This is a genomic window from Bradyrhizobium sp. (assembly GCF_049586575.1).
Lineage (GTDB): Bacteria > Pseudomonadota > Alphaproteobacteria > Rhizobiales > Xanthobacteraceae > Bradyrhizobium.
Genome location: NZ_JBAVCF010000190.1, coordinates 1 through 7,304 on the forward strand (window position 1 = coordinate 1; position 7,304 = coordinate 7,304).

Sequence of the window (7,304 nt, forward strand, 5' to 3'; positions counted from 1 at the left end):
CGACGGCACGACGCTCTTCTGCGCGGAAGGGGTGCGGCTCCTGCGTCTCGACGGGACGGCCGCGACTGAGGTCCGCAGTTTTGACCGGCCGATCTCGGCGCTGGCAGCGCTTCCGGGTGGCGGAGTAGCGGTTGCGCTGGGAGGGAGAGAGGTGCGGGTTTATTCAAGCGCGGACGCTTCGGCCCCCAGCGCAACGTTTACCGGTGGTGGCATGAACGCGGTTAATGCATTGGCGGCGGCAGCGGACGGCGCACTGTTCGCGACGGACGGCTCCGCTATTCGAGCCGCCGACGATTGGGCGCGGGATCTGATGGAACTTGGCCGCAGTGGCCGAGTATGGCGGCTCGATCCGGTAGCTCGCTCAGCTCAAATCCTCGCTTCGGGACTCCAGTATGCTTTCGGAGCTTGCGCGACCGCCGACGAGGTAGTGGTGAGTGAAAGCTGGCGCCATCGCTTGGTTGGTATCGGACGCAATGGCGCCAAACGCACTTTGCTGCACCACTTGCCGATCTACCCTTCGCGGTTGTCTCAGGCCGCTGGCGGCGGCTACTGGCTTACGGCTTTCACGGCGCGTACGCTACTTGTCGAATTCGTACTACGTGAACCTGCCTATCGCCGGCGAATGATGGCCGAGATTGACCCGGTTTACTGGGTAGCGCCGCGACTTCGCTCGGGGCAGTCTTTCAAGGAACCGCTTCAGGGGGCACACATCAGAACGATGGGGATTATCAAGCCTTGGGCGCCCCCACGCTCCTACGGCCTTGTGATCCGGCTCAACGCGGACTGCGAGCCGTTGTTTTCATTGCACAGCCGCGTTGACGGCGAGAACCACGGTATTGTGGCGGCCGTGGAGTTCATGGGGGACCTCATTATGATCGCCAAGGGGCCGGGACGGGTCTTGAAGCTCCCGCTCGCTGCAATCGCCAAGGAGTTCGAACGGTGAGCGATATCGTTCTCTCGCTCGCCGGGGCAACCAAACTCTATGCGGGCGTCCCCGCCATCGACGCTGTCGATTTCGACCTGCGCCGTGGTGAAATACATGCCCTAGTGGGAGAAAATGGCGCGGGCAAGTCTACGCTCACAAAGGTGATGGCCGGTGTGGTGCAGCTTACCTCAGGCATGATGAGAATCGACGGCATCGACACGGCGCCGGGGTCTCCGCTTGAGGCTCGCCATCTCGGCATCGCGATGGTGTTTCAGGAGAACAGCTTGGTACCGACCATGACGGTGGCGCAGAACCTGTTTCTCGGTCAGGAGAAGTTCTACAATCGTTTGCGTGGTATCAACATCGCTGCTCAACAGTTTCTTCAATCGCTGAACTTCGACGTCACGCCCACCGCGACCGTTGGTGCGTTAGGGGCGGCCAAGAAGCAAATGGTCGAGATCGCGCGCGCGGTCTTGCACAGAGCCAAGGTCATCATTTTCGACGAGCCGACCGCGAGTTTGACCCCTGAGGAGAAGAAGTACTTTTTCGACCTGGTACGCGACCTCAAGAAGCGCGGCGTCTCCATCGTCTTCATCTCGCATGCGTTGGAAGAAGCGCTAATGCTCGCCGACCGCATTACCGTGCTGCGCGATGGCAAGCACGTGGTGACCGACGACGCGTCGAAGTTTGATCGAGCCCGAATCGTGCAAGCCATGGTTGGTCGCGATCTTTCCAATACGCTTTATGGTGTGCGCAAAACCACCGTGCGCCCGTCCGGCGTACGCGTGTTGACCGTGCAGAACCTGAAGATGGCACCGATGGTAAAGAACAATTCCTTATCCGTGTTCGCGGGCCAGATTACCGGCGTGTTCGGCCTCGTCGGCGCCGGCCGCACCGAGACCTTCAAGATCGTTTCCGGCGTGATGAAGCGAGACTTCTTTCATGGTGGCGAAGTGCTGCTCCATGACAAGCGGGTGCGTTACCGCGTGCCTGCCCCCGCGGTGAAAGCCGGTATTGCCTACATCACCGAGGATCGCAAACTGGAAGGTTTCTTTGAGACCGCCTCGATCGCTCGCAACGTTTATCTTGGGCTCCTGGCCAAGTTCCCGAAGGGCCGCACGCTGCTGTCGAGGCGAGAAACAAATCAGGTAGGAAATACCTGGATCAAAAAACTGAAGGTGCGTGCGATCGGCGAGGGGGGCAAGGTCGTTGAGCTTTCCGGCGGAAATCAGCAGAAAGTAGTGATATCGAAGTCGCTCGTTCAGGATCCCGCGCTGATCATTTTCGATGAACCGACGCGCGGGGTCGACGTCGGCGCGATCGTCGAGATCCATGAGTTGATCAATCGATTGGCAGACGAAGGCAAGGCGGTAGTCGTGATCTCCTCCTACCTGCCGGAGATTATGGCCCTGTCCGACCGCATACTAGTCTCCCGCCAGGGCAAGGTAGTCGAGGAGTTCTCCGCTCTGGAAGCTACCGAGGAAAGGATTATGTACGCGGCCATCCACTGAAATCAGCGGCCGAAGGCGGAATACGGGAAGAAGCTAGAATTGGAGGAGTGGGACTTCCTATCGCTTAGGGTGAGAGCGTTTCAAACAGATCGCTCCAACGATCCACAACTCCCGATTGTCTCTCATCACTAACCGGGGTGATGGCGAGGTTCACAGCTCTGTTGATCAGGCCCACACGTGCGCGGCCGCTTCGCCCGGCGCCTTCGGCGCTTATGTCGATCAGTCTTTGCGCGGCAACAGGACAGGGCCGATTTAACTCGCACTGTACAACCGCTGCGAAGTCTGTCAGCAGCGACAACGCAAATCCGGCTCAAGGGTTGATCGGCCTTCCGCTGCTATTTGTGGCAAAATCACACCCGTGTAACAGCCGGAACAATGGCAGCGAGATGCTCCTCGGTGCGATCACGGATTTGCCGGGCATAGGCCTGAGCGGCCGCGTAGAAGTTGTATCCGGATCGTGGCCGTTTCACTTAGGAGTTGTCGGACGGTAGCGTTGGGCTTCTCGCAAAGCGTTGATATCGAGGCTAGAGAATCGACTTCGGGATTGAAAAGCACCGTTGGCCACGGTAAAGCACTTCATGTTTTTGGGGGCAGCGCGGAAGGCCTTGAAAATATTTACATCTTCGGCGCCCTCCGAGCGCACCATAAAAAAATTCTCTGGGAATGCCGGGCCGATCCCCTCAAGGGCAGGCGCGGAAGCCGAACTGGCGCTCGACTGCTTAACACCCTCGCGAAGCGCCGCCACTAATCGTGGATACGATTCCGGCGTATATCCGTAGCTGCGCTGTCACAACGCCAGCCTATCGGCTTGCGCCGGATGGGCCGCGTCTTGCGACTTGAAACTACCCAAGGGGCGCCCGTTCTAGGTGGGCATGTTTGCATCGGATGGATAACGCACATGAAGTTCTTGAGCTACCTCTATCGGTTCGCTTCCAACTTCCTCTTCCTGGTCCTGGTCTATTTCAGCCTCAACTTCCTGGATAAGTACGAACAGCGCGTCATCGTTGCAGTCCTCGTGCTGGTTTATTGTGCGATGCGCGCCGCCTCGTCGTTGCGATCGTTCTACTTCTTTCAGCGTATCGAGCGGCTGGAGGTCGAAACGCGCCGGCTTTCCGCTGCGGCCGGTGAGGGCCACTCGGGTTCGTCGCAGCGCAAGCTCGTCGTCAACGAGGTTTCCGCTTTGCGCCAGGCCGGCGAGATGAAGGCGTATATCGACTTGCTATTTCTCGCGCTGATCGTGCTGTTATGCGTGTCGAAGATCGTGACGAACTAAGCGTCGCGAACCCGGCGTCACACGCGTCGTTTCCTGACTTGAACCAGCCGCTTGACTGAACCACGGCGGGCTGCCGCTGCGCCTGGCGTTTTTCGCCGCGAGGCATTGGCCGCACTGCCATGGCCTTGACGACCAGCAACACGCGCGCTTCTGCCGTTCGCCAGACGCCGCGCTTCACGTCGCGAAAGCCGCCTGGTTCCCCCTTCGCGTGTGTTTGACGCAGCCGCACGGACGTGGTGCGACAGGGCAGCGCCGCGAAGAGCGACGTCCAGGCCGCCTTGTAGCTCGAACAGGTTCGACGCTGGCGCTGCCAGAGCAACGGTCGCATTTTCCGGCGCGATCTCGGACGGCTCGGGCCAGGATGGATGGGATGGTGACATCTCGTGCAGCATGGTTGCGTCGTCCGTATCGTTGAAGTCTACGCGCGCGGGGACGGGAAGGCTGCCGAGATTCGCAAAGACAAAATTTGGAATCTCCGGCCAGCGGGCGATCGCGTCCGCTGGGGGATGCAGCAACCATTGTTCCGGTTCGGTCGGGGTTGCCGGCCGATCTGGTGTCGCCGGCACCACATGGACGATGCGATAGCCGCGCGCCTTCAACGTTTCGAGAATCCGCGGCAAGGCGGCAACCGTGCGCGCCTGGATATCGTGAAGCAGCAGAATGCCTTTTCCCTTGGCTTCGAGCCGGCTGATCGCAAGATCGTAGACGCGCTGGGACGAAATATGGCGCCAGTCGTCGGCGGGAAAATCAGCGCTCCAGACCTGGATTCCCTTTTCAGCGAGATATTCCTCAACCTTGTCGGCCCGCAGCAGGCCGGGAATGCGGAAGAACGGCGCCAACGAGTCGGCATCGTCCCCCAGCGCCGCTTTCGCAGACGCAATGCCATCGTCGATTTCCTGCCTGGCGCGTTCGATCGGCATGCGATTCATGGTCAAGGGGTGCGTCTGGCTGTGCGTGCCGATGGTATGACCCGCAGCGAGCAATTTGCGCACACCTTCCGGATATGCCCGGGCCATGTTGCCGATGGTGAAGAAAGTGGCCTTCACGCATTGGGCTGCGAGAATGTCGAGCACCTGATTGCTGTTGCGCGGCAGCGGCCCATCATCGAATGTCAGCACGATCTCATGATCGGCCAACGGCAGCGTTTCCCGATACTGCATGGTGCCGATCAGCGGATGCGCTCGGGGATCGACCACCAGCGTGCGTGAGGTGCCGAGCGCATTCGGGTGGCCGGGACAATCGGCTGCTGAGGCGCCATGGGCGGCAAAGCCGGCGAGGAGGCCGAAAGCCATGACCGTCTGCCGCCATAACCGAACGTCAGGCCACGCTCCGCCCATGAAAAAGCTTCCATCACCCATGCTAAAAAATCGAACTCATCATGACATGCTGCAACGTGAATGCGGCCTTATTAGTTGAACGTCCACATATGTTTTCACTTTAGTGCCGGCCGGCGGCGGCAGGTTCGGCCGGCGCGACTTGAACGACGTGATAGCCGTTGTCGCGAAGGTACCGCAAGAAGGCTGGCAGCATCGCCGCGGTCTGGGCCTTGGTGTCGTGGAACAGAATAATTCCCTTGCCGGCGGCGTTGAGGCGATCCGTGATCAGCTTCAACTCCTGCTTCGGCGTCATTCTGTTCCAGTCGCTGGCCCAAAGATCGGCGCCAAACACCACGATGCCGCGCGATTGCAAAAGGTCGAGCGTCGCGGGCGTTGATTCAAAGCCGGGAAAACGGAAAAACGGCGTGGTCGGGGTCGTCGTTGCCGTTCCATGCAGCGCCACTTCCACCGCCGAAATGCCGTGGTTGATTTCCTGGACCGCAGCGTCCGGTTTGATCCGTTTCAGGCTGCGATGTGACCAGGTATGATGGGCGACGGTATGACCTTCGGCCGCGATCCTGCGCACCATCTCCGGATGTTGGGACGCTGGCTTTCCGATCAGAAAGAAGGTCGCGTGCACGCACTGCTCGGCCAATGCGGCGAGCACCCGCGGCGTGGTGCGGAGCCAGGGCCCATCGTCGAACGTGAGCACCACCTCGTGGTCTGCAAGTGGCAACGTCTGCGGAAAGCTTTTCAACCCGACGCGCGGCGTGGCCGCTGCATCGACGGTCAGAATCCGCGACGTGCCAAGGGTCCCCGAACGCGGGCACTGGGCGGCTTGCGCGGTCGTGGCCAAAACGGGCCAGACAAAGGCCGGCCAAATCAACGCCAGCCAGATCACGACGCCTGGCCGCCGCGCTTTCACCCGTGGGCTGGATGGATCAGGTTGGAATGAATTGCAGTTCTGCATGAGAAGAAGCCTGGATAACGTTGCGATATCTGCCAAACGGGACGTGCCAGAGCACGCGTCTGCCGGCCTGCGAATGGCGGCAAAAGTATCGTTAATCAAGCCTTAACGCGCATCACGCACACTTCGATCATCGGGGGCCAACAGCTTTTTGAGTTTGCGGCCCCGCAAACCACGCCGGATGAGGCGAGAATGCAGCGCCTTCGACTAAAAGCGGACGGGCGGATCGTCGAATTAAGGGACGGGCAGGAGTTTCCGCTGGCGCCGGTCATGGCCACCGCGTCATCCGCCATCGCCTCCATTGTTTCCGTTGAGGCCGACGTGGCCACGCCACCGGCCGTGCGCGATCTCCGCCGCCGCGCATGCCTGACGCAGATGGAATTCGCCAACCGGCTGGGCGTTCCCGTCGAGACCATCCGCAATTGGGAGCAGGGCAAGCGTATGCCGCGCGGACCGGCCCGGGCATTGCTCGCCGTGATTGCGCACGCGCCGGACGCGGTATTTTCGGCGCTCTCCAAGTCCTGATCGCGAGGGCTCCGAAATCAGCTTCCCATCGCTTGCCAGGCGCTCGAGGCGAATTGCCGGCGCCAGGTGACCATCACGACCGCCGCCGTCGTCGCGAACAAGACCCAAGGGCTGACGAACCAGCCGAGATAGCCGAGCGCGAAAAAGAACGCGCGCTGTCCGCGATTGAAATGCCGGCCCGCCGCCTCGAACAGTCGCGTGGTTCGAATGACGTGTGCTTCGGCTTGCGGCGTGTCGCGCTGTGATGCCGGCGGCATCGAGCCCAGCAGAATGGCAACATAGTTGAAGAGGCGATAGGCCCAGGCGAATTTGAAGAAGGTATAGATGAAAATCAGGACCAGCCCGACGCATTTGATTTCCCACAGCGCCGGCGGCGGACTGATATCGATGGGAAGCGCCTGCAGGACGCCGAGTGCTTCGCTTGTGGAGCGCAGTAGCGCCAGTGCGCCACCAACCGCAATCAGGCTGGTCGAGGCGAAGAAGGCCGTGCCATTCTGCAAGGAGGCCATGATCTGCATATCGACCATGCGGGCTTCGCGGTCGAGTATGCGGCGGATCCACACCTCGCGATAGACGTGCATGCGGGCGGACAGGCTGTTGCGTCCATAGGCGGTATGTTCGAGGGTGAGCGCATATATCGTCCATTCCAGAACAAAAAAGCCGATGGCCAGGATATCGACCAGATAAGCGCGCATGCGTAATCCCTGCTGAAGGCGCGCCGATGCTGCCACGATAGTGGCCCGATTCCAACATTTGCATCTCTTCGCAGCGGGCACTGTTGCCGATG

At 60.5% G+C, this 7,304-nt stretch carries 7 protein-coding genes; 4 read left to right on the forward strand and 3 right to left on the reverse strand.

The window, feature by feature from the left end:
* The 3 genes from WB528_RS07270 to WB528_RS07280 all read left to right on the forward strand — a co-directional run.
* The coding region (locus WB528_RS07270; protein ID WP_423887744.1) for a hypothetical protein at positions 1 to 943 on the forward strand (943 nt) is incomplete at its 5' end.
* Entirely contained in the window at positions 940 to 2,436 is a 1,497-nt protein-coding gene (locus tag WB528_RS07275) for a sugar ABC transporter ATP-binding protein (RefSeq protein WP_423887745.1), read from the forward strand. The genes WB528_RS07270 and WB528_RS07275, both read left to right, overlap by 4 nt.
* Before the next feature lie 898 nt (positions 2,437 to 3,334).
* The gene (locus WB528_RS07280) at positions 3,335 to 3,709 is read left to right on the forward strand and encodes a hypothetical protein (RefSeq protein ID WP_423887746.1); all 375 of its coding nucleotides are present in this window, start codon (positions 3,335 to 3,337) and stop codon (positions 3,707 to 3,709) included.
* Between the two features lie 17 nt (positions 3,710 to 3,726).
* Here the strand turns inward: WB528_RS07280 and WB528_RS07285 are convergent, their stop codons facing one another.
* The gene (locus WB528_RS07285; RefSeq protein ID WP_423887747.1) at positions 3,727 to 5,001 is read right to left on the reverse strand and encodes a polysaccharide deacetylase family protein; all 1,275 of its coding nucleotides are present in this window, start codon (positions 4,999 to 5,001) and stop codon (positions 3,727 to 3,729) included.
* 145 nt (positions 5,002 to 5,146) lie between these two features.
* Entirely contained in the window at positions 5,147 to 5,911 is a 765-nt protein-coding gene (locus WB528_RS07290; RefSeq protein WP_423887750.1) for a polysaccharide deacetylase family protein, read from the reverse strand.
* Between the two features lie 273 nt (positions 5,912 to 6,184).
* On the opposite strand from WB528_RS07290, the gene WB528_RS07295 reads away from it, so the two are divergent.
* The gene (locus tag WB528_RS07295) at positions 6,185 to 6,517 is read left to right on the forward strand and encodes a helix-turn-helix domain-containing protein (protein WP_423887748.1); all 333 of its coding nucleotides are present in this window, start codon (positions 6,185 to 6,187) and stop codon (positions 6,515 to 6,517) included.
* Positions 6,518 to 6,534: 17 nt separating this feature from the next.
* Here WB528_RS07295 and WB528_RS07300 read toward each other — a convergent pair whose 3' ends face one another.
* Positions 6,535 to 7,212 (reverse strand): DUF599 domain-containing protein, encoded by a 678-nt coding sequence (locus WB528_RS07300; RefSeq protein WP_423887749.1) that lies wholly within the window; start codon positions 7,210 to 7,212, stop codon positions 6,535 to 6,537.
* Positions 7,213 to 7,304 lie beyond the last annotated feature (92 nt).

Coding starts and splice junctions, on each gene's coding strand:
- WB528_RS07280 (WP_423887746.1), top strand. CDS start 3,335: ATGAAGTTCTTGAGCTACCTCTATCGGTTCGCTTCCAACTTCCTCTTC.
- WB528_RS07285 (WP_423887747.1), bottom strand. CDS start 5,001: ATGGCTTTCGGCCTCCTCGCCGGCTTTGCCGCCCATGGCGCCTCAGCA.
- WB528_RS07295 (WP_423887748.1), top strand. CDS start 6,185: ATGCAGCGCCTTCGACTAAAAGCGGACGGGCGGATCGTCGAATTAAGG.
- WB528_RS07300 (WP_423887749.1), bottom strand. CDS start 7,212: ATGCGCGCTTATCTGGTCGATATCCTGGCCATCGGCTTTTTTGTTCTG.